Here is a 19,797-nt window from a genome sequence, read left to right as displayed (position 1 = left end):
CCTACGTCTTCGACGCGCCCCGCACCTCCAGGCCGTCCAGGAGCCGTTTCGTGGCCGCCGCCACGGCAGTCACCGCCTCCTCGAACACGGCCTGGTTGTGCGCGGCGGGGTGGTGAAACCCGGACACCTTCCGCACGTACTGCAGGGCGGCCGCGCGGATGTCCTCGTCACCGGCGGACGGCGTCATCGGCGGGCGCAGGGTCTTGATGCTGCGGCACATGACTCCAGTGTGCCGCCGCTCCCTCGCACGTGCGTGCACATCAGCGTGACAGTATCGCTGTCATGACTACTTCTGATGACGCCCAGAACGTGAAGAAGGCCCCGGTGAAGGACCCTTGGGAGCTTCCCGACGTCTCCGGCCTGGTGGTCGGCGTGCTCGGCGGCACCGGTGACCAGGGCCGGGGCCTCGCCTACCGGCTGGCCAAGGCGGGCCAGCGGGTGATCATCGGCTCGCGTGCGGCCGAGCGGGCCCGTACCGCCGCCGGCGAGCTGGGCCTCGGCATCGAGGGTGCCGACAACGCCGAGTGCGCGCGCCGCAGCGACGTCGTGATCGTCGCCGTGCCGTGGGACGGTCACGCCAAGACCCTGGAGGGGCTCCGCGAGGAGCTCGCCGGCAAGCTCGTCGTCGACTGCGTCAACCCGCTCGGCTTCGACAAGAAGGGCGCGTACGCCCTCAAGCCGGAGGAGGGCAGCGCCGCCGAGCAGGCCGCCGCCCTGCTGCCGGACTCGCGCGTCACCGCCGCCTTCCACCACCTGTCGGCCGTCCTGCTGCAGGACCCGGAGATCGCCACGATCGACACCGACGTGATGGTGCTCGGCGAGTCGCGGGCCGACACCGACATCGTGCAGGCGCTGGCGGGCCGCATCCCCGGCATGCGCGGCGTCTTCGCCGGCCGGCTGCGCAACGCGCACCAGGTGGAGTCGCTGGTCGCCAACCTGATCTCGGTGAACCGCCGCTACAAGGCACACGCCGGCCTGCGCGTCACCGACGTCTGAGCGGACGCCCGGCGGACGGGCGGGACGAGGCGGGACGGGGCGGGGGGACGCGGGCACGGCGGCTGAGCGACAATGGCCGGGATCGTGCCCGTATGCGCCCCCGGACAGGAGCCGTCCCCCATGCCCCGCCTCGCCCTCTACGCCCTCGCCGTCTGCGTTCTCTCGGTCGCGGCGGCCGTCGTCTCCTTCGCGCAGGGCAGCTGGCTCGGCATCGTCTGGATCCTGCTGCTCGGCGTCTCGTCCAACATCGCCTGGTACTACGTGCGCAAGGCGAAGAACGACAAGGCCGCGGCCCGGGACGAGGCCGCGGCCCGGGGCAAGGCCTGACCCGGCGCCCTCAGCTCCCGGCCCGGGGGGCCTGCTCCCAGCCCCGGCCGCCCGGGGGCCACTGGTAGGAGGGCCTGTCCCCGGCGCCGCTGGTGCGGAAAGGCCTGCCCCGGTCGTCGATCCGCAGCACCCCGCGCCGGCTGCCGCTGGACCACTCCACCTCCAGGTGCCACGTCACGTCGTGCCGCTTGGCGCCGGCCTTGACGTAGAAGACCTCGGGATCGGCCTCGCTCACCTTGTACGGGAAGGCGCGCTGCCCGCCCCCGGGCGTCACGGCGGGCTGCGCGGCGTCGAGGTCGACGCCGAAGGACCGCGTCGAGACGTCACCGCCGCACCCGACGCCCGTCAGGTACTCGTTCCACGCGAGCGGCGCCTTGCTGTCCTGCACCCGGACGTGCAGCCCTTCGAGGACGACGGTCTCCTTGCCGGTGCCCTGCAGGGTGATCTTGACGAACTGCTCGCCGGCCGCGACGGCACCGACCTCGGACACCCAGCCCGGAGCGTCCGGCTCCGTGGGCGGCACCGGGACGGCACCGGGCTGCCGGTTGACCAGATAGTGCTGGGAGCAGGGGCTTTCGTAGGCGTACGGCCGGACGTGCGCGGTCAGCGGGACGCCGGACCCCTCGGACCCGTTGCCTTTTCCGCCCTCGCTGCCGGGGGCGCCCCGGGTCCCCCCGCCCTTTTCGCCGCCGCTGCTGCTACTGCTTTCGTTCTGCCCGGATTCCTCTTGCCCGGTTTTTTCCTGTCCGGCCCCTGATGCTGCGGAAGCATCAGGAGAAGGAGTCGCTCCGTCCCCCGGTCCCCGGCCGGTGCCCGGCTTCCCGGACGCGCCGCGCTCCCCCGCCTTCACCGGCGCCGTGGCCCCTGCCGACCGGTTCACCGCGTCCTGGCCGGAGCCGCTGCCGTCGTGCCCGAGCGTGACGGCGAGCGCCGCCGAACCCAGGACGGCGGCGACCACGGCGGCGGACACGGCGGTGAGGACGACGCGGCGGCCCGGCCGCCACGGCGATGCCGTCGCCCGCTCCCGCGGGGCCACCGACGGCTCCGCTTTCGCGCCGGACCGCGCCGCTTCCGCTGCTGACGGTGCCGCTTGCTCCGCTGACCGCGCCGCTGCCGTCCCCGGCGATGCCGTTTCCGCCTCCGCGGACGTCGCTCGCACCCCTGACGGCGTCGCTGAAGACGGCCCCTCCGGCGGTGCTGCGAAAGGCGCGCCCGAAGCCGCCTCCGGCGGCGCCGCGGATTCCGCCTGCTGCTTGCGCCCCCGCGTCGCGTCCGCCACGATCCACCGCCGGTGGACCTCCATCAGCTCTTCCGGCGTGGCCCGGCACAGGCGGGCCAGCCGCTCCACCGGAGCGAACTCCGCGGGCACGGCGGCCCCGCTGCAGTACCGGTGCAGCGTCGACGTGCTGACGTGCAGCCGCTTGGCCAGCACCCCGTAGCTGAGCCCCGACCGCTCCTTCAGCGATCGCAGCAGTTCAGCGAGATCGCCCGCCCCCACGCCACTCCCCCCATTCCACTTCCCCGTTCCAGGGAATCGTCATTCCCCCAGGTCAGAGCCCGTACGGGCGTTCCGGCGTCCCGGATCCGGGCGCTGCCCTGGCGCCCTGGACACACCACCGCACAAGCTTTCGCCATACAAGCATGCCGCTCCCGGATCCGGTTGAGCGACGCTCCGCTTCCCACCCGCGAAGAAAGAGACCAGCCATGCGCACCACCATCCGCCGGCCCGCCTCCCGCCCCCGTCCGTTCGCCGCCGTCGCCCTCGCCTCCGCAGGGATCGCCGCGCTCTCGCTGGCGGCGTGCAGCAACAGCGGAAAGGGAGAAGGCGTCCGCACGGAGGGGGCCGCCTCCCCGCAGACCTCCGTGACCGCCCCGCCCTCGGCGGCCGCCCGGCCCTCGGAGTCCGTGCGGACGGCGGCCCGGACCAAGCCGGCCGCGAAGCCCGGCGGGCCGGCCGCCTCCGGGCCCCGCCACTCCCAGGGAGCGGGCAGCGCGTCCGGCGACCCGTACGCCCCCGAGAACCGCGTGCCCTGCAGCGCCGCCGACACGGAGGTCGTCGCCACGCCGGTCTCCCGACCCCTCAACCACATGCTGATCACCGTCACCAACAAGGGCTCCAAGATGTGCGACCTGCCGGGCTACCCCGTCGTCAAGTTCGAGGGGGCGCAGTCCGTTCCGCCGGTCATCGAGGACAGCAAGCCGCAGGCGGTCACCTCGCTCCCGCCGGGCGGGAAGGGCTACGCCGGTGTGATCCTGTCCGCGGGCGACGGCAGCGGCGGCAAGGGCCGGACCGCGCACGAGCTGGAGATCGGCTTCGAGGGCAGCGGCGCGATGGCCAGGGCCGCCCTTCCGGCGAAGGGCGTGTACGTCGACAACGCCCTGCGCGTCACGTACTGGGTGTCGGACCCGGCGGACGCGCTGAACTGACCGCTGCGGAGGTCAGAGCACCAGGCCCGTGAGCGGCGGGATGTCCGGCGTGCCCTGCCAGAAGCGGAACAGCTCGCGGCCCCAGTACGTGTCCCAGGGCGTCACGCCGAGGGCCCGCAGCACCGCGTCGATCATGTCGAAGAACGCGTGGTTGACCTCGGGGATCCACAGGAAGCCGAAGACGGCCAGTATCCCGAACGGAGCGAACGGCTCCACCTGGCGCCGCACCTTGTACGACAGCCACGGCTCGATCACTCCGTACCCGTCCAGGCCGGGCACGGGCAGGAAGTTGAGGATCGCGGCGGTCACCTGCAGCAGGGCCATGAAGCCGAGCGCGTAGCGGAAGTGGTCCGGCACGCCGTCCATCGCGCCCAGCCAGAAGGGGGCCGTGACGACCACGGCGAAGGCGGCGTTCGTCAGGGGGCCCGCGGCCGAGATCATGGTGTGCTTCCAGCGGCCGCGGATGCGGTGACGCTCGATGAAGACCGCGCCGCCGGGGAGGCCGATCCCGCCCATGATCACGAAGACGAGCGGCAGCACGATGCTCAGCATGGCGTGCGTGTACTTCAGCGGATCGAGCGTCAGATAGCCCTTGGCGCCGACCGTGAGGTCGCCGCCGTGCAGGGCGGTGCGCGCGTGCGCGTACTCGTGCAGGCAGAGCGAGACGAGCCAGCCGGAGACGATGAAGAGGAAGACGGCGAAGCCCGGGCTCGCCGAGAAGTCCGTCCACACCGCCCATATGGAGACCGCCATGATGGCGACGAGGGCGAGGAAGACGGGGCTCACGCGCCGTTCGCCGCGGGTCGCTGTCGACATACCTGTGCTCCTGTGGGACGGGCCGTGATGTACGGATGTACGGGAGGTACCGGGGTGACGGTACTTCCTCCACCCCTCCTGGCCGTAACCCGGCCGGGCGGGCCCGTCCGGCCGGGAGAGAATGGCCGGGTGCGCTACGGCATCCTCGGCACCACCCAGGCCCATTCCGGCGACGGCCGGCCCGCCTCACTCGGCGGCGCCCGGCTGCGCGCCCTCCTCGCCGCGCTCGCGCTGCACCCGGGGCGCGTGCGCACCGCCGAGGCGCTGATCGACGCCGTCTGGGAGGACGAGCCGCCCGCCGACGCGGCGGGCGCGCTGCAGGCGCTCGTGGGACGGCTCCGGCGGGCCCTCGGCCACGGCGCGGTGGCCTCGGTGGCCGGCGGCTACCGGCTCTGCGCCGGGCCCGAGGACGTCGACCTGTACCGCTTCCAGCAGCTCGCCGACGAGGGGGCGCGGGCCCTCGCCGACGGCGACCCCGCCAAGGCCGCCGCCCTGCTGGACGAGGGGCTCGCCCTGTGGCGCGGGCCCGTCCTCGCCGACCTGCCGGGGCGGGCCGCCCTGGCCGTACGGTACGAGGCCCGCCGCCTGGACGCCCGCCGGGCACGCCTCGCGGCCGGAGTCGCCCTCGGCCATGCGGAACAGGTCCTTCCCGAGCTCACTGCGCTGTGCGAGGCGCATCCGCTGGACGAGCCGCTGCACGCCGTACGGCTGCGCGCCCTGCGGGCGGCGGGCCGCCCGGCGGAGGCGCTCGCCGCCTACGCGGACCTGGCCCGCGACCTCGCGGACCGCCTCGGCACGGACCCGGGCCCGGAACTCCGCGCGCTCCACACGGAGCTGCTGTCGCCGGATCCGCAGGGCCGTCCGCCTGCGGCGGGAGCGGGGCCGGTCGCGCCCCAGGGCGCCCCGGCGCCGTACGGGGTGCCGTACCCGGCGGGCGGGGCCGGGGCAGGCCCGCGCCCGGAAACCGCCGGCCTTTCCGGGGCAACGGCCCCGCACGGGGCTGTGCCTGCGGCGGGAACGTCCACGAGCGCGGACGGGGCAACCGCCCCCTCCCCCGGCGCCCCGGCCGGGCACGCCATGGACTCCCCCGCCTCCGAAGGCGGCGGCCCCGCGCCCGCGCCCCTCGGCACACCGGCCCCGCACGGCCCTGCACCCGCCCCCGGAACCCCCACCGGCGCAGACGGCATACCCGCAACCGCCCCCAGCGCGCCGGCCCCGCACCGCGCCGCGCCCCCCACCGCCGCCGGCCCCGCCCCCCGTTCCGGCATCCCCGCCCACCCCGGCAACCTCCGTGCCCGTCTCACCTCCTTCGTCGGGCGGGAGGACGACATCGCCCTCATCGGGGCCGAGCTGCGGACGCGGCGGCTGGTCACGCTGCTCGGGCCCGGTGGGGCCGGGAAGACGCGGCTGTCGCAGGAGGCCGCCGAGGCCGCGGCCGCGGACGGGGGCGGCTGGAGCGACGGAGTGTGGTTCGCGGAGCTCGCGCCCGTCGACGACCCGGCCACCGTCCCGGAGGCCGTGCTGACCGCGCTCGGCGGCCGCGAGACCGTGGTGCGCACCACCGCCGACGGGCTGCGGGCCGCCAGTGACGCCTCCGCGGCCGACCCGCTGGCGCGGCTCGCCGAGCACTGCGCGCCGCGGCGCATGCTGATCGTCCTCGACAACTGCGAGCACGTGATCGACGCCGCCGCGCGCGTCGCCGAGACGCTCCTCGCGCACTGCCCGGCCGTCACGGTGCTCGCCACCAGCCGCGAGCCGCTGAGCGTGCCCGGTGAGGCGGTGCTCCCCGTGGAGCCGCTGCCCGGCACCGTGGCCCTGCGGCTGCTCGCCGACCGCGGTGCCGCGGCCCGCCCCGGCTTCCGCGTCGAGGACGACCCCGAGGCGTGCGCCGAGATCTGCCGCCGGCTGGACGGGCTTCCGCTGGCGATCGAGCTCGCGGCCGCCCGGCTGCGGCTGCTCAGCCCGCGCACGCTCGCCGACCGCCTGGACGACCGCTTCCGGCTGCTGACGTCCGGCAGCCGCACCGTCCTGCCGCGCCAGCAGACGCTGCGCGCGGTCGTCGACTGGTCGTGGGACCTGCTCGACGGCCCGGAGCGGGCCGTCCTGCGCCGCCTGTCCGTCTTCTCCGGCGGCTGCGACCTCGTCACCGCCGAGGAGGTCTGCTCGGACGGGCCGGACGCCGAGCCCGCGCCGGAGGCGGTCGGGGCCCGCGACGTGGCCGCCCTCCTCGGCTCGCTCGTCGACAAGTCGCTCGTGGTCGCGGCGCCCGCCGCCGGCGGCGAGATGCGCTACCGGCTGCTGGAGACCGTCGGGGAGTACGCGGCCGAGCGGCTGGACGAGGCCGGCGAGCGGGCCGCGACCGAGCACCGCCACCTCGTCGCGTACCGCGAGCTGGCGCGCACCGCCGACCCGCTGCTGCGCGGCCCGGCCCAGGCCGTGTGGCTGGAGCGCCTGGAGCTGGAGCACGACAACCTGCGCACGGCCCTGCGCCGGGCCGTCGCGGCGCGGGAGGAGCAGGAGGCGCTGTGCCTGGTGCTGTCCCTGGGCTGGTTCTGGCAGCTCAGGGAGCACCGCGCGGACGCCGCGCACTGGGCGGAGGTGGTGGGCGCGATGGGCCCCGACCCGTTCGCCGGGCCGGCCGCCCCCGTCCCCCCGCTGTACCAGGCCTGCACCGAGCAGCCGCCGCCGATGACGCCCGAGGTGCTGGCGGAGGCGCGGCGCGGCGTCCACCTGACGCGGCTGATCAGCATCACGGACATGTCCGTGGTCCACGCGCCCACGACGCAGCGCAGGCTGCGCGCCATCGCCGCGGCCTACGCCGACGCGCCGCCGCAGACCTGCCGCGTGCCGGGCTTCATCGTCTTCTTCGCCATCCTCATGACGGGCGATTTCGAGGCGCTCTACCGGACCCTGGACACGATGGTCGGGCGCTGCCGCGAGCTGGGTTACGACTGGGAGCTGGGCCACGTGCTGCAGCTGCGCTCCAAGATATTCAACGACCACCCCGGCGGGCTGGACCAGGCCACCGCTGACGCGGAGGAGAGCGTACGGATCTTCCGGCGGCTCGGGGACTCCTGGGGCGTGGCGGAGGGCCTGACGGGCCTGGGCGAGGTGCACGAGCGGCGCGGCCAGTTCGGCCTTGCGGCCGAGGTCTACCGGGAGGCCGTCGAGCAGGTCCGCGAGCTCGGCTCGACCGGGCAGCTGCCGGCGCTGCGCGCCCGGCTCGCGGGGGTGCTGGTCGAGGCGGGGACGGTCGGCGACGAGGAGGGCGAGCAGATGCTCCGCGACGCCATCGCGGAGGCCGAGCAGGGCAATACGGATGCCGCGATCTTCGGGAGGCTGCAGCTCGGCGTGCGGGTCGCCCGCACCGGGCGCACGGCCGAGGCCCGGGAGATCTTCGAGGAGCTGATGGCGGACTTCGGCATCCGCTCGGTGGTGATGTTCGAGAGCCTGATGTGCGGTCAGATGGCCTGGCTGGACACGCTGGAGGGCCGCCCGGCGGACGCCCTGCCGAAGCTGCGCAAGGCCCTGTCGATGGCCGGCGACCCGCTGTCGACGATGGCGGTGCCGCAACTTCCCATGACGCACTTGCTGTTCGGCGCCTTCGCCCACACCGGGCTGGCCGGCGGGGAGCACACGGAGCCGGCGGCCCGCGAGGAGCACGCGCTGCGCGCGGCCCGGCTGCTGGGCGCCGGTGAGGCCCTGCGCCCGGTCGACTTCCCGGTGGCGTCGGTGGAGCGCGAGGTGTACGAGCGCACGGAGGCGGAGGTGCGGGAGCTGCTCGGCGACGACGCGTACGAGAGCGCGTACGCCGAGGGCGGCGGCCTCACCCTGGAGGAGGCCACCGCCCTCGTATGACGCGGACACGGGCCCGGCTCAGGTCTTCTTGCGGAACTTCGCGACGGCCAGCGGTGCGGTCACGAGGGTGATGGCGGCGGCCCAGGCCAGCGTCATCCACACCGAGTGGGCCACGGGTCCGCCGCGCAGCAGGTGCCGTACGGCATCGGCGAGGTTGGACAGCGGGTTGTAGTCGGTGAAGCTCTCGAGCCAGCCCGGCATGTTGGCCGTCGGCGCGAAGATCGAGCTGCCGAACTGCAGGGGCATCAAGATGATCATCGCCATTCCCTGGACGGCCTGCGCCGTCTTCAGAGTGAGGCCCAGCAGGATGAAGATCCACATCAGCGAGGCGCCGAAGACCATGGACAGGGCCACCGCGGCCAGCAGGTGCAGCGCGGAGGTGGCGACCGTGAAGCCGAGCGCGAAGCCCATGCCGAGCAGGATGGACGTGGCGACGAGCATCCGGCCGACCTCGACCACGATCTTCGCGATGAGGACGGAGGACCGGGCTATCGGCATGGTGCGGAAGCGGTCCATCACCCCCTTCTTGAAGTCGTCGTTGACGCCGGTGCCGACGGCCATCGCGATGTTCATGCCCATCATGGCCATCAGGCCGGGCACCAGGTAGTTGAGGTACTCCTTCTCGTGGCCCTTGCCGGCCATCGAGCCGCCGAAGACGTACGTGAAGAGCAGGATGAAGATGATCGGCATGATCACGGCGTCGAACATCGACTCCGGGTCCTGCTTGATCTGCAGCATGTTGCGGCGCGCGAGGGCGCCGATGTGCCGCAGGTTGGCCCGCAGGCCGATGCGGCCGTCGTGGGCGGGCGCCGGCGCGGGCGCGCTGACCGTGGCCGCGCTCATGCGGCGACCTCCTGGAGTTCGTCGGTGGGAGCGTCCTGCGGGGCGGACGCCTTCTGGCCGGTGACGGCGAGGAAGACCTCGTCGAGGCTCGGCAGGTGGGTGGAGATGCCGGCGATGGCGAAGCCGCGCGTGCCCAGCAGGGCGACCACGGCCGTCAGCTGCTCGTCGCTGATGATCGGGACGTTGACCACGCCCTCGGCCTCGTCGGCGGTGGCGCCGGCGATCCCGTCGAGCTGGGCCTGGGCCAGCGCGCCGGTCATGCGGGGCAGATCGGTGCGGTCCACCGGGCGGATCTGCAGGGTGCGCCCGCCGACCTTCGCCTTGAGCTCGTCCACCCGGCCGCCCGCGATGACCTGTCCGCGGTCGATGACCGTGAGCTCGCTCGCGAGCTGCTCGGCCTCCTCCATGTACTGCGTGGTGAGGAGGACGGTGGCGCCCTCGGAGACCATCCGCTGGACCTCTTCCCACACCTCGTTGCGGGTGCGGGGGTCGAGGCCGGTGGTGGGCTCGTCCAGGTAGAGGACGGCCGGCCGGCCGATCATGGAGGCGGCCAGGTCCAGCCGGCGGCGCATACCGCCGGAGTACTGCCCGGCGGGCCGCTTGGCGGCCTCGGTGAGGGAGAAGCGCTCCAGCATCTCCTCCGCCCGCCGGCGGGCGTTCTTGCGGGAGAGGTCCAGCAGCCGGCCGATCATGTACAGGTTCTCGAAGCCGGACAGCTTCTCGTCCACCGAGGCGTACTGGCCGGTCAGGCCGATGACCCGGCGCAGCTGCCGGGGCTGGGTCAGCACGTCGTACCCGGCGACCCGGGCGGAGCCCGCGTCCGGCCGGAGCAGGGTGGACAGGCAGCGCACGAGCGTGGTCTTGCCGGCACCGTTGGGACCGAGCACGCCGAGGACGGTGCCCTCGCGGACGTCCAGGTCGACGCCGTTGAGCGCCTTGGTGGCGCCGAAGTGCTTGACGAGGCCGCGGACTTCGACGGCGTTCCCGCCGCTGCCCGCCCCCCGTGGGATGTCGTTTCGCGTCATGCCCCCTACGGTGCCAGGGCCCACTGACAAGCCGCCTACAGGTCACCGACAAGGGCTGTCGGTGACCTGTAGGCGAGGGCCGCGGGGGATGATCACCGCGGCGGAGGACATGCCGCCGGGCAGGCGCGCCGCCTAGTGGAAGGCGTGCTCCTCGGCCGGGTACGCGCCGTCGACCACGTCCTCCGCGAAGGCGCGCGCCGCGCCGCCGAGGACCTCCCGCAGCTGTGCGTACTGCTTGACGAAGCGCGGCACGCGCCCGGCCGTCATGCCGGCCATGTCCGTCCACACCAGCACCTGCGCGTCGCACTCCGAGCCGGCGCCGATGCCGACGGTCGGGATGTGCAGCGTGCGGGTGACCTCGGCGGCCAGCTCGGCCGGGACGAGCTCCAGGACGACGGAGAAGGCGCCCGCGTCCTGCACGGCCTTGGCGTCCCGCAGGAGCTGCGCCGCGGCCTCCTCGCCGCGGCCCTGCACGGGATAGCCGCCGAAGGCGTTCACCGACTGCGGGGTGAGGCCGATGTGGGCCATCACCGGGATGCCGGCGTCCACCAGCAGCTTGATCTGCTCGGCGGACCGCTCGCCGCCCTCCAGCTTGACCGCGCTCGCACCGGTCTCCTTGATCAGCCGGGTGGCGCTGCGCAGCGCCTGGACCGGGCCCTCCTGGTAGGCGCCGAAGGGCAGGTCGGCGACGATCAGGGCGCGCTTGGTGCCGCGTACGACGGCGGCGGAGAGGATGGCTATCTCGTCCATGGTGACGGGCACGGTGGACTCGTAGCCGAGGTGACAGTTGCCCATGGAGTCGCCGACGAGGAGGACGGGGATGCCGGCCTCGTCGAAGACGGAGGCGGTCATCGCGTCGTAGGCGGTGAGCATGGGCCACTTCTCGCCGCGGACCTTGGCGGCGGCGATGTCGCGGACGGTGATGCGCCGGGAGCTCGTGCCCCCGTACAGCGCCTTGGGGTCACGGCTGCTGTCGGGCTTGTTCGCGGAGTGCGAGGCATGCGCAGTCGTCATGGCGGTGTGCTCCTGTGATGTGTCGTCTCGAGGCGCCCTGACGGCGTCCCCGGATCCCCTCCATGCTGACATGCCCACTCCGGACGGGGAAGCCCGGGGAAGGCCGCGGGGCGACGACCGTACACACACGTGTTCGACAGACTGGAGTAAAGGATTTCGAATACGAGACGGGCCCGTATCGAAAGGATCTAGGCTGGCTCGTATGGCAACCGATCCCCCCGGCGCCGCAGCCGCCGCGCCGCCCCGGAGAGTCCCCGAGGCGGTCCACCGCAGACGCTGGGCGATCCTGGCGGTCCTGCTGTTCAGCCTGCTCATCGTCGTGCTGGACAACTCGATCCTGAACGTGGCGATGAAGACGATCGCCACCCCCGCCCCCACGGGCCTCGGGGCCACCCAGAGCGAGCTCGAGTGGGCCATAAACTCCTACACGCTGGTCTTCGCCGGGATCCTGTTCACGGCCGGCCTGCTGGGCGACCGGCTCGGCCGCAAGAAGGTCCTGCTCTTCGGCATGGTCGTCTTCGGCACCGGATCGGTGCTGTCCGCCTTCTCCGGCTCGCCCCACGAGCTGATCGCGTTCCGCGCGCTCATGGGCTTCGGCGGCGCGTTCGTCATGCCCGCCACGCTCGCCATCATCATGAACGTCTTCGAGCGCGAGGAGCAGCCCAAGGCCATCGGCATCTGGGCGGGCGCCGTCGGCCTCGCCGTCGCCATAGGGCCGATCACCGGCGGCATCCTGCTCGACCACTTCTGGTGGGGCTCGGTCTTCCTCGTCAACGTCCCCATCGTGATCACCGCGCTGATCACGATGTCCGTGCTCGTCCCGGACTCCAGGGACCCGCGGCCCGGCCGCCTCGACCCGCTGGGCGTGGTGCTCTCCGTCGTGGGCCTGGTCCTGCTGGTCTACGGCATCATCAAGGGCGGCCAGCTCGCCGACTTCACCGACCCCGAGGTCTACGGCACGGCCTGCGGCGGCCTGTTCGTCCTCACCCTGTTCGTGCTGCACGAGCGGCGTTCCGACCACCCGGCGCTCAACGTGCGCTGGTTCCGCATGCCGGCCTTCTCCGCCGCGGTCTCGTCCATCGCGCTGGTCTTCTTCGCCCTCATGGGCGTCACGTTCCTCACCGTCTTCTACACGCAGAGCGTGCGGGGCTACACCCCGCTGCAGAGCGGGCTGCTGATGCTGCCGCTCGCCGCCGCCCACATGTTCTTCGCCGTGCGCGTCCGCCGCGTCGTCGCGAAGCTCGGCGTGCGCATCGTCTGCACGGGCGGCATGGTGATGGTCTCCGCGACCATGGCCGGCTTCCTGCTGCTCGACCGCGACACCCCCGTGTGGGTCCTGGAGGTGCTGCTGCTCTTCCAGGGCGCCTCGATGGCGCACATCATGCCGCCCGCCACCGTCTCGATCATGCAGTCCCTGCCGCGCGACAAGGCCGGCTCGGGCTCGGCCGTGAACAACACCTTCCGGCAGCTCGGCGGCGCGCTCGGCATCGCCGTGCTCGGCTCCGTCCTCTCCACGACGTACCGGAACGGGATCTCGGGCACGCTCGACGCCGTGCCCGGCCTGACCGACGAGGCCCGGCACGCGGCGGGCGAGTCCATCGAGGCCACGCTGACCGCCGCGGCGAGGCTCGGCCCGCAGGGCAAGGCGCTCATCGGCCCCGCCGACGACGCCTTCATCCACGCCATGCACGTCACCGTCGTCTGCGCCAGCTCCTCGGCGCTGCTCGGAGCCGTCGTCGTCTGGCTCTTCCTGCCCCGGCGGGGGGCCGCGCCCGCGGCCCCGGGCGCCGCACGGCCGGACGGGCAGAAGGAGCAGGCGGGGGCGGGCGCGTGACGGACACCGCAACAGCCCCGCCGGCCGTGCCCGAGCGGCGCGGCCGGCCCCGTAATGCCGCTCTCGACACCACCGTCGTCGAGACCGTGCTGCGCCTCCTCGAAGAGGGCACCGGCCTCGGCGAGCTGTCGATGGAGCGCATCGCGCGCGAGGCCGGCGTCGGCAAGGCCTCGGTCTACCGCCGCTGGGCGGGCAAGGAGGCGCTGATGCTCGACGTCATGCGCTCCCTGGAGCACGCGGACCCCGAGCCCGCCGGGGAGTCCGTGCGCGACGACCTCGTGACGATGCTGGAGATGCTGCGCCGGCGCGGGCTGGCCAAGCGCAGCTCCGCCGTCCTGCGGACGGTCCTCACCCAGGTCAAGGCCCACCCGAAGCTCTGGCAGGAGTACCACGAGACGGTCGTCAGGGCCCGCCGCGAGGCGGTCCACGCCGTCCTGCGGCGCGGCATGGCCGCCGGCGAGATCCGCTCCGACCTGGACGTGGAGCTGCTGGGTGACCTCTTCGTCAGCCCCATGCTGGCGCGGGCCGTCCTGCACGAGTGGACGGAACTGCCGGAGGACCTCCCGGGGCAGATCGTCGACGCGGTGCTGGAGGGCGTCCGTCCGCGCTGAGCGGGGACGGTGAGGGGCGGGGGAACCTGCACGGGGAAGCGGGGAAAACCGGACCGCGGAATATGCCCGTTCTGTCACAGCACGCCCGGTGGAACCTCCGGCCGGAACCCCGCTCCGCCGGACCGTCGTCCTCCCCTCCGACACCCCCTCCAGGGGTGCCCGGCAAGAAGCGGAAGCGGCGCATGCCGTGTCCATCCGGTGATCACCTATCGTCTGGTGGGCGGGGCCGCAGCGGATGAAGAGTTGAGGACGACGGATGGCGCAGGCGTACATGCAGGAGACGGGCCGAGACGGGACCGGTCCGGAGCGGACCGGATCCGGGGCCCGGCGCCTCATGGAGCAGTGGCGGGACCGCGGCGTCTGGCGGCGCGGCATCGTCCTCGCCGTCATCGCGGGCCTGCTCGGGCTGCTGATGCTGCTGCACACCCAGCTGCCCAACAAGGTCGGCAACCTCGGCAGCCTCACCGAGACCTTCTTGCCGTGGCTCGGCCTCGGCGTCCCGGTCCTGTTCGTCCTCGCCCTCATACGCCGCTCGGCGACCGCGCTCGTCGCGCTGCTGCTCCCCGTGATCACCTGGGTGAACCTCTTCGGCGGCCTCCTCGGCGACAAGACGGGCAAGGGCGGCAACTTCACCGTCGCCACGCACAACGTCAACGCCGAGAACCCCGACCCGGCGCGCACGGCGAAGGCCGTCGCCGCCTCCGGAGCCGACATCGTGGCCCTGGAGGAGCTCACCAACACCTCGCGCTACGAGAAGGCGCTGGCGGGCTCGTACAAGTACCACTCCGTGCAGGGCACCGTCGGCATCTGGAGCAAGTACCCGCTGGAGCTGGTCCAGCCGGTCGACATCCGGCTGGGCTGGGTGCGGGCCCTGCGCGCCACCGTCCGCACGCCCCAGGGGCCCGTGGCCGTGTACGTCGCGCACCTGCCGTCGGTGCGCGTGAAGTTCAACGCCGGCTTCACCGCCGGGCAGCGCGACCGCAGCGCCGAGGCGCTCGGCCGGGCCATCGCCCAGGAGCCCGAGAAGCGCGTCGTCCTCCTCGGCGACCTCAACGGCACCATGAACGACCGCTCCCTCGCCCCCGTCACCTCCCAGCTGCGCTCCGCGCAGGGCGCGGCGGGCGACGGCTTCGGCTTCAGCTGGCCGGCGAGCTTCCCGATGGCCCGGATCGACCAGATCATGGTGCGCGGGATGGACCCCGTCTCGGCGTGGACGCTGCCGGCGACGCCGAGCGATCACCTGCCGGTGGCGGCCCGGGTCAAGATCTGAGCCGCTGCACCCGCCGTCGCCCTGTCGGCCGGCTGAACGGCTAGCTGGCTGGTCGGCTGACTGAACGGCTGGGGGGCCGGCCGGGGGGCTACCTCAGGAGCCACTTCCTGGTCAGCAGCATGACCTCCTCGCGGCTGCGGCCCCCGTGGTCGGCGGCGATGAACCGGGTGCCGATCCGCGAGGAGAAGGTGAGCAGGGAGCGCACCTCCACCTCCTCCTCGTCGGCGCAGAAGGCACCGAACAGCGAGCGCAGGTAGTCCATGCGCCGGTTGTCGACGCGCCGGAGCCGCTCGGCGACGGCCTCGTCGCGCCGGGCCCAGTCGCGGATCGCGAGTTCGGCCGCGACGCTCGCCGCCGTCCCGTCGGCGGCCGCGACGATCGTGAACAACCGCTCCAGCTTGGCCCTGGCGTCTCCCCCGCCGCTCTCGGCCCGCTCCACCACGTCCTCGGTGACCTCGCGCTCCCACGTGTCGAGCATCTCGGCGAGCAGCGCCTCACGGTTGCGGAAGTAGCCGTAGAAGCCGCCCTTGCTCACGCCGAGCGCCTGCGCCAGCGGCTCGATCCGGACGGCCTCCGGGCCGCCGGCGGAGAGCGCGCGCAGCCCCTCCTCGATCCATTTGCTGCGCGGCGTACGAATGGCGCCCACGGCTGTGTCTCCCCTCACGCGACCCCCGTCTATACGGTGCCGTACAGACGGGTCTACCTTAGTTCTATACGGCACCGTATAGATGGGGGAACGATCATGAGGCTGCCGAGCACCGCACACACCTCCCGCCCCTGGCGGATCCACGAGCTCGCCGCGGACTTCCGCCTGGAGGACGTCTGGGCCATGCCGACGCCCGGCGGCCCCGACGACCTCGGCCGGCTGGTGCGCCAGTTCGCGGACGGCACGGGGGACTACGTGGACTCCCCCGTGCCCCGCCTGCTCTTCGCCATCCGCTGGAAGCTCGGAGCGCTGCTCGGCTGGGACGAGCCCGGCACCAGCGTCGGCGCCCGGGTGCCCACGCTGCGCGACCGGCTGCCGGCCGACCTCCGGGAAGGCCTCCGCGGGCCGGACTTCCGCGCGTTCACCTCCGTCTACCAGACGCACGACGAGTGGGCCGCCGAGATGGGCAACAAGACCGTGCACGGCGTCCTGCACATCGGCTGGGTCCCGGACGGAGCCGGGGGCCACCGCGGCCAGATGGCCGTCCTCGTGAAACCGAACGGGCTGCTCGGCCGCCTCTACATGGCGGGCATCAAGCCCTTCCGGTACCTGGGCGTGTACCCGGCCCTGCTCCGGCAGATCGGCCGCGAATGGCAGGCGAACGCCGGGGCGGGCAGCGCGGGCTGAGGGCGACGGCCGGAGGGGGCCAGGGCGGGAGCCGGAGCCGGGGGCCGGGGCGGGGGAAGGCCGGGGCGGGCAGCGCGGGCCGCCCCGGAGCACATCCCGTAGGCTGGACGGCTTGCCCCCGCACCTCCGTCCGAAAGGCCCCCCCATGCCCCTGGCGCTGCTGGCGCTCGCCGTCTCGGCCTTCGGCATAGGGACGACCGAGTTCGTGATGATGGGCCTCCTGCCCAACGTCGCCGACGACCTGGGGACCTCCGTCCCCACCGCCGGCTACCTGGTCTCCGCCTACGCCCTCGGCGTCGTCGTCGGCGCCCCGCTGCTCACCGCGCTGGGCTCGCGCATCCCCCGCAAGCGGATGCTCGTCCTGCTCATGGCCGTCTTCACTCTCGGGAACCTGGCCTCCGCGCTCGCCCCGACCTTCGGGACGCTCGTCGCGGGCCGGGTCCTGGCCGGGCTGCCGCACGGCGCGTTCTTCGGCGTCGGGTCCGTGGTCGCCGCCCGCCTCGCGGGCGAGGGGCGGCAGGCCCGCGCGGTCGCCATGATGTTCCTCGGCCTGACCGTCGCCAACATCGTCGGCGTGCCGGCGGCGACGCTGCTGGGGCAGCACCTCGGCTGGCGCGCGACGTTCCTCGTCGTGACCGGGATCGGCCTCGCGGCCATGGCCGCGCTGACCCGGCTGATCCCCGAGCTGCCGAACGAGCCCGGCGCGGGACTGGCCCGCGAACTGCGCGCGCTCGGCGGCCGCCAGGTCCTGCTGGGGCTGCTCACCACCGTCTTCGGCTTCGCGGGCGTCTTCGCCGTCTACAGCTACCTGTCGGCGATGGCCGTCGAGGTCACGGGCTTCTCCGAGACCTCGGTGACCTTCGTGCTCGCCCTCTTCGGCACCGGCATGACGCTCGGCGTCCTCGCGGCCGGCCCGCTCACCGACCGCGCCCTGCGCCCGACGCTGTACGGGGCCCTGGCCGGGCTCGCGGCGGTCCTGGTCGCCTTCGACTTCACGGTGCACGTGAAGTGGGCGGCGATGGTCACGGTGGTCCTGCTGGGCGCCGCCGGCTCCATGACCAGCACCCCCCTCCAGATGCTGATCATGAACAAGGCCAAGGCCGCCCCCACCCTCGCCGCGGCATCCAACCACTCCGCGTTCAACCTCGCCAACGCGGGCGGCGCCTGGCTGGGCGGCGCCGCCATCGCGGCGGGCTGGGGCTGGGCGTCCCCCACCCTGGTCGGCGCGTGCCTGGCCGCAGCGGGCCTCCTCGCCGCGGTGGTCTCGGGCGCCCTGGACCGCGACGGGACGGAGCCGTCCAGGGTGGTCGCTTCAAGCGACGGTGACGGTGACAGCGGCGCCAGTGCCGGCGGGCACGAGCAGGAGCGGGGCGCGGACCGGGAACGAGTGGGGTAGCAGGACCGGGGCCGAGTGGGACGGCCCGTATCGGGGCCGGGCGGAACAACCCGTATCGGGCAGGCAGGCGCTCTGCCCTCGGCGAATCTGCCGCGGGCAGAGAAAGCTGCCGGCACGTCACCGGCGGCCGGAGAGTGGTGGAAACACGACCACCACCGCCAGGCCAGGAGCCCCGATGCCACCACTTTCCCTCGCACCCCGCGCCACCGACGGCGACGCGTCCCCGACCCGCTTCGACGACCACCTCGCCTCGCTGCTCCTCATGCAGCGCATCGTCTTCCTCGGCACCGAGGTGAACGAGGCCTCCGCCAACCGCGTCTGCGCGCAGCTGCTCCTGCTGTCCGCCGAGGACCCCCGTACGGACATCGCCCTCTGCATCAACAGCCCGGGCGGCTCGGTGACGGCCGGACTGGCGATCTACGACACGATGCGGCTCATCCCCAACGACGTCTCCACCCTCGCCTTGGGATTCGCCGCCAGCATGGGCCAGTTCCTCCTCACCGTGGGGACGCCGGGGAAGCGCTACGCCCTGCCGAACACGCGGATCATGATGCACCAGCCGTCCGCCGGAATCGGCGGCACCGCCTCCGACATCGCGATCCAGGCCGAGAACCTCGCCTTCACGAAGAAGGCCGTCGAGCGCATCACCGCCGAGCACACCGGCCAGTCCGAGGAGACCATCTCCCGCGACGGCGACCGCGACCGCTGGTTCACGGCCCTCCAGGCCAAGGAGTACGGCATGATCGACCGCGTCGTGGACTCCCTCGACGACGTCCGCCCGGCCGGCACCAAGCGACGGATCGGACTCTGACGACATGAGCCAGTACACGATTCCGACCGTGGTCGAGCGCACGCCCAACGGGGAGCGCGCCTACGACGTCTACAGCCGGCTGCTGTCCGAGCGGATCATCTTCCTCGGCACGGAGATCGACGACGGCGTCGCCAACGTCGTCATAGCCCAGCTGCTGCACCTCGAATCGGCCGCCCCGGAGAGCGAGATCGCCCTCTACATCAACTCGCCGGGCGGGTCCTTCACTTCCCTCATGGCCATCTACGACACGATGACGTTCGTCCGCGCCCCGATCTCGACGTTCTGCGTCGGGCAGGCCGCCTCGACCGCGGCCGTGCTCCTGGCCGGAGGCGACCCGGGACGGCGCTTCGTCCTCGAACACGCGCGGATCCTGCTCGGGCAGCCCGCGAGCGGCGGCCGGCAGGGCACCGTCTCGGACCTCACCCTCCAGGCCCAGGAGATGCTCCGGATCCGCTCCGAGGTCGAAGAGGTCCTCTCCCGGCACACGGGCCATGACGTCGCGTCCCTCCGCAGGGACATGGACCGCGACAAGGTCTTCACCGCCCGCGAGGCCGTCGCGTACGGCCTCGCCGACGAGGTCCTCAGCCGCAGGATGCTGACGGCTGCGGCCTGAGGGCCGGGCCCCGAGGCCTGCGACGGGGCAGGCGGCCGCGCTACGGGGGTGGGCGGCCGCTCGCCGTCAGGCCGCGAGGCGGACTTCGGCCTGCTGCCGGGGGCTGACGTGTCCGGCCGACCGCGCGGTCCGTACGGGTTGCACAGGCTGGACGGGCTGGACGGGCTGCTGTACGCGCGTACGGGCGGCCAGGCGGATGAGCTCCTCCTGTACCAGGGCGAGGAGTTCGGCCAAACCGAGACCGAGCGCCCGGGACGCTGCGGCGAGCACTTCGGACGACGCTTCCTTGCGCCCCCGCTCCACCTCGGACAGGTACGGCATCGAGATCCGCCCCGCGTCGGCCACTTCCTTGAGCGTCCGCTTCTGGGCCAGCCGCTCACGGCGCAACACGTCCCCCACGACGTCCCGCCAGAGGGGCTCCTTGGCGGGGCGCAGGGAAACAACACGGGCAGCGGCGGCGGCTGGCTTCAAGGCTCGGCTGGTCACTCCCTCAGCGTAGAAGCGCACCGCCGGAAGGACACCGGTACAGGGGAGTTGAACGTTCTGCCGCTCGCGAAATCGTGCGGGGGGGGGGAGGGCAGGGGAAGGGCGAGGTGGGCGGATAAGGGGCGTTGGGGGGCTGG

19 protein-coding genes are annotated in these 19,797 nt (G+C 73.3%); 11 read left to right on the top strand and 8 right to left on the bottom strand.

The features are described from left to right. Position 1 precedes the first annotated feature (1 nt). Positions 2-220 carry a DUF2277 domain-containing protein gene (locus tag ACFZCD_RS14735; protein WP_391830625.1) on the bottom strand — a complete coding sequence of 73 codons (219 nt, stop codon included), beginning with the start codon at positions 218-220 and terminating at the stop codon, positions 2-4. A 62-nt stretch (positions 221-282) separates the two neighbouring features. Here ACFZCD_RS14735 and npdG point away from each other — a divergent pair, with 62 nt between their 5' ends. Together npdG and ACFZCD_RS14725 are read left to right on the top strand one after the other, a co-directional pair. Then, entirely contained in the window at positions 283-996 is a 714-nt protein-coding gene (npdG, locus tag ACFZCD_RS14730; protein ID WP_391830623.1) for an NADPH-dependent F420 reductase, read from the top strand. 120 nt (positions 997-1,116) lie between these two features. Beyond that, a complete protein-coding gene (locus ACFZCD_RS14725; protein WP_391830621.1) occupies positions 1,117-1,323 on the top strand; it encodes a hypothetical protein in 207 nt (68 codons plus the stop codon). A 10-nt stretch (positions 1,324-1,333) separates the two neighbouring features. Here the strand turns inward: ACFZCD_RS14725 and ACFZCD_RS14720 are convergent, their stop codons facing one another. Beyond that, positions 1,334-2,821, bottom strand: coding sequence for a helix-turn-helix domain-containing protein (locus ACFZCD_RS14720; RefSeq protein ID WP_391830619.1), 1,488 nt, complete (start codon positions 2,819-2,821; stop codon positions 1,334-1,336). A 206-nt stretch (positions 2,822-3,027) separates the two neighbouring features. On the opposite strand from ACFZCD_RS14720, the gene ACFZCD_RS14715 reads away from it, so the two are divergent. Then, on the top strand, positions 3,028-3,750 hold the full coding sequence (locus ACFZCD_RS14715; RefSeq protein ID WP_391830617.1) for a DUF4232 domain-containing protein: 723 nt from the start codon (positions 3,028-3,030) through the stop codon (positions 3,748-3,750). 12 nt (positions 3,751-3,762) lie between these two features. On the opposite strand, the gene ACFZCD_RS14710 is transcribed toward ACFZCD_RS14715, so the two are convergent. Further along, positions 3,763-4,566 carry a site-2 protease family protein gene (locus tag ACFZCD_RS14710; RefSeq protein WP_391830615.1) on the bottom strand — a complete coding sequence of 268 codons (804 nt, stop codon included), beginning with the start codon at positions 4,564-4,566 and terminating at the stop codon, positions 3,763-3,765. A 129-nt stretch (positions 4,567-4,695) separates the two neighbouring features. Here ACFZCD_RS14710 and ACFZCD_RS14705 point away from each other — a divergent pair, with 129 nt between their 5' ends. Then, positions 4,696-8,424 (top strand): BTAD domain-containing putative transcriptional regulator, encoded by a 3,729-nt coding sequence (locus tag ACFZCD_RS14705; protein ID WP_391830613.1) that lies wholly within the window; start codon positions 4,696-4,698, stop codon positions 8,422-8,424. A gap of 18 nt (positions 8,425-8,442) precedes the next feature. On the opposite strand, the gene ACFZCD_RS14700 is transcribed toward ACFZCD_RS14705, so the two are convergent. From ACFZCD_RS14700 to panB, 3 genes are all read right to left on the bottom strand, one after another. After that, entirely contained in the window at positions 8,443-9,267 is an 825-nt protein-coding gene (locus ACFZCD_RS14700; RefSeq protein WP_391830611.1) for an ABC transporter permease, read from the bottom strand. Next, complete coding sequence (locus ACFZCD_RS14695) at positions 9,264-10,292, bottom strand: ATP-binding cassette domain-containing protein (protein ID WP_391830609.1); 1,029 nt, start codon at positions 10,290-10,292, stop codon at positions 9,264-9,266. Before ACFZCD_RS14695 ends, ACFZCD_RS14700 begins: the two co-directional genes overlap by 4 nt. 132 nt (positions 10,293-10,424) lie before the next feature. Then, a complete protein-coding gene (gene panB, locus ACFZCD_RS14690) occupies positions 10,425-11,306 on the bottom strand; it encodes a 3-methyl-2-oxobutanoate hydroxymethyltransferase (protein WP_391830607.1) in 882 nt (293 codons plus the stop codon). Between the two features lie 202 nt (positions 11,307-11,508). On the opposite strand from panB, the gene ACFZCD_RS14685 reads away from it, so the two are divergent. The 3 genes from ACFZCD_RS14685 (at position 11,509) to ACFZCD_RS14675 (ending at position 15,021) form a co-directional block, all read left to right on the top strand. Further along, the gene (locus ACFZCD_RS14685; RefSeq protein ID WP_391830605.1) at positions 11,509-13,140 is read left to right on the top strand and encodes an MFS transporter; all 1,632 of its coding nucleotides are present in this window, start codon (positions 11,509-11,511) and stop codon (positions 13,138-13,140) included. Beyond that, positions 13,137-13,751, top strand: coding sequence for a TetR/AcrR family transcriptional regulator (locus ACFZCD_RS14680; RefSeq protein ID WP_391830603.1), 615 nt, complete (start codon positions 13,137-13,139; stop codon positions 13,749-13,751). Before ACFZCD_RS14685 ends, ACFZCD_RS14680 begins: the two co-directional genes overlap by 4 nt. Positions 13,752-14,085: 334 nt before the next feature. Further along, positions 14,086-15,021, top strand: coding sequence for an endonuclease/exonuclease/phosphatase family protein (locus ACFZCD_RS14675; RefSeq protein ID WP_391831305.1), 936 nt, complete (start codon positions 14,086-14,088; stop codon positions 15,019-15,021). Positions 15,022-15,109: 88 nt separating this feature from the next. On the opposite strand, the gene ACFZCD_RS14670 is transcribed toward ACFZCD_RS14675, so the two are convergent. Next, a complete protein-coding gene (locus ACFZCD_RS14670) occupies positions 15,110-15,667 on the bottom strand; it encodes a TetR/AcrR family transcriptional regulator (protein ID WP_391830601.1) in 558 nt (185 codons plus the stop codon). Between the two features lie 96 nt (positions 15,668-15,763). Here ACFZCD_RS14670 and ACFZCD_RS14665 point away from each other — a divergent pair, with 96 nt between their 5' ends. The 4 genes from ACFZCD_RS14665 (at position 15,764) to ACFZCD_RS14650 (ending at position 19,174) form a co-directional block, all read left to right on the top strand. After that, positions 15,764-16,354 (top strand): DUF2867 domain-containing protein, encoded by a 591-nt coding sequence (locus tag ACFZCD_RS14665; RefSeq protein WP_391830599.1) that lies wholly within the window; start codon positions 15,764-15,766, stop codon positions 16,352-16,354. A 145-nt stretch (positions 16,355-16,499) separates the two neighbouring features. Beyond that, the gene (locus ACFZCD_RS14660; protein ID WP_391830597.1) at positions 16,500-17,750 is read left to right on the top strand and encodes an MFS transporter; all 1,251 of its coding nucleotides are present in this window, start codon (positions 16,500-16,502) and stop codon (positions 17,748-17,750) included. 175 nt (positions 17,751-17,925) lie between these two features. Then, positions 17,926-18,561, top strand: a complete 636-nt coding sequence (locus ACFZCD_RS14655) for a ClpP family protease (RefSeq protein ID WP_391830595.1) — start codon at positions 17,926-17,928, stop codon at positions 18,559-18,561. 4 nt (positions 18,562-18,565) lie between these two features. Next, a complete protein-coding gene (locus ACFZCD_RS14650) occupies positions 18,566-19,174 on the top strand; it encodes a ClpP family protease (RefSeq protein WP_391830593.1) in 609 nt (202 codons plus the stop codon). Between the two features lie 66 nt (positions 19,175-19,240). Here the strand turns inward: ACFZCD_RS14650 and ACFZCD_RS14645 are convergent, their stop codons facing one another. Further along, positions 19,241-19,660, bottom strand: a complete 420-nt coding sequence (locus ACFZCD_RS14645; protein WP_391830591.1) for a helix-turn-helix domain-containing protein — start codon at positions 19,658-19,660, stop codon at positions 19,241-19,243. Positions 19,661-19,797 lie beyond the last annotated feature (137 nt).

This window comes from Streptomyces sp. NPDC008001, assembly GCF_042958085.1.
Classification (GTDB): domain Bacteria; phylum Actinomycetota; class Actinomycetes; order Streptomycetales; family Streptomycetaceae; genus Streptomyces.
Note: the sequence above shows the minus strand (reverse complement) of the source record. Positions and strands in the feature narration are given on the sequence as shown.

Coding starts and splice junctions, on each gene's coding strand:
- ACFZCD_RS14735 (WP_391830625.1), bottom strand. CDS start 220: ATGTGCCGCAGCATCAAGACCCTGCGCCCGCCGATGACGCCGTCCGCC.
- npdG (WP_391830623.1), top strand. CDS start 283: ATGACTACTTCTGATGACGCCCAGAACGTGAAGAAGGCCCCGGTGAAG.
- ACFZCD_RS14725 (WP_391830621.1), top strand. CDS start 1,117: ATGCCCCGCCTCGCCCTCTACGCCCTCGCCGTCTGCGTTCTCTCGGTC.
- ACFZCD_RS14715 (WP_391830617.1), top strand. CDS start 3,028: ATGCGCACCACCATCCGCCGGCCCGCCTCCCGCCCCCGTCCGTTCGCC.
- ACFZCD_RS14710 (WP_391830615.1), bottom strand. CDS start 4,566: ATGTCGACAGCGACCCGCGGCGAACGGCGCGTGAGCCCCGTCTTCCTC.
- ACFZCD_RS14700 (WP_391830611.1), bottom strand. CDS start 9,267: ATGAGCGCGGCCACGGTCAGCGCGCCCGCGCCGGCGCCCGCCCACGAC.
- ACFZCD_RS14695 (WP_391830609.1), bottom strand. CDS start 10,292: ATGACGCGAAACGACATCCCACGGGGGGCGGGCAGCGGCGGGAACGCC.
- panB (WP_391830607.1), bottom strand. CDS start 11,306: ATGACGACTGCGCATGCCTCGCACTCCGCGAACAAGCCCGACAGCAGC.
- ACFZCD_RS14685 (WP_391830605.1), top strand. CDS start 11,509: ATGGCAACCGATCCCCCCGGCGCCGCAGCCGCCGCGCCGCCCCGGAGA.
- ACFZCD_RS14675 (WP_391831305.1), top strand. CDS start 14,086: ATGGAGCAGTGGCGGGACCGCGGCGTCTGGCGGCGCGGCATCGTCCTC.
- ACFZCD_RS14665 (WP_391830599.1), top strand. CDS start 15,764: ATGAGGCTGCCGAGCACCGCACACACCTCCCGCCCCTGGCGGATCCAC.
- ACFZCD_RS14660 (WP_391830597.1), top strand. CDS start 16,500: ATGCCCCTGGCGCTGCTGGCGCTCGCCGTCTCGGCCTTCGGCATAGGG.
- ACFZCD_RS14655 (WP_391830595.1), top strand. CDS start 17,926: ATGCCACCACTTTCCCTCGCACCCCGCGCCACCGACGGCGACGCGTCC.
- ACFZCD_RS14650 (WP_391830593.1), top strand. CDS start 18,566: ATGAGCCAGTACACGATTCCGACCGTGGTCGAGCGCACGCCCAACGGG.